The following is a 470-nucleotide window of genomic DNA, read 5'->3' on the forward strand; positions in this document are numbered from 1 at the left end:
CTCCATAGCGATACCGTAGCCTTCCAAAGTGAAACCGTGAGTCAAGTCCTCAATGGTCTCAACGTTGGTTACGTATACGGTCACTTCGTCGCCTTGGTTCACTTCAAATTGAGGGATACTGAATGCAGGCGCAACGGCAGTCATGTACACGCGTACTTTGTTGCCTTCACGTACGACTTTAGCGGCTTTTTCCAGCTCAACACCGTCTTTTTGCGCTTGTTCCAAAGCATCTTTCCAGAACCATGGGTCTTTGCGGTCCCAAGTTTTGCTTGGGTTCACTTTGGAAGCGGAAACCAGACAGAAGTCATGTGGTTCTGCAAAAGTCGGGTTGTCGTGAACCAGACGCATTTCGTCGCCGGAGATGTCGATTAATTGGTCACACTCAGGTTTCAGAGGGCCTGCGTTCAGGAAGCGGTCTTTGGAGAATTTGTTCAAAGACACCAACCATTTACCGTCGGCTTCTTTAGTTT

The 470-nt window shown here is 48.7% G+C and carries 1 pseudogene; it reads right to left on the bottom strand.

Going from position 1 to position 470, the window contains the following annotated elements:
- Positions 1–470, bottom strand: a pseudogene (locus ACTHUR_RS19950) (TAT-dependent nitrous-oxide reductase); the annotation flags it as partial.

The sequence above is a fragment of the Neisseria sp. P0021.S007 genome (assembly GCF_051956855.1).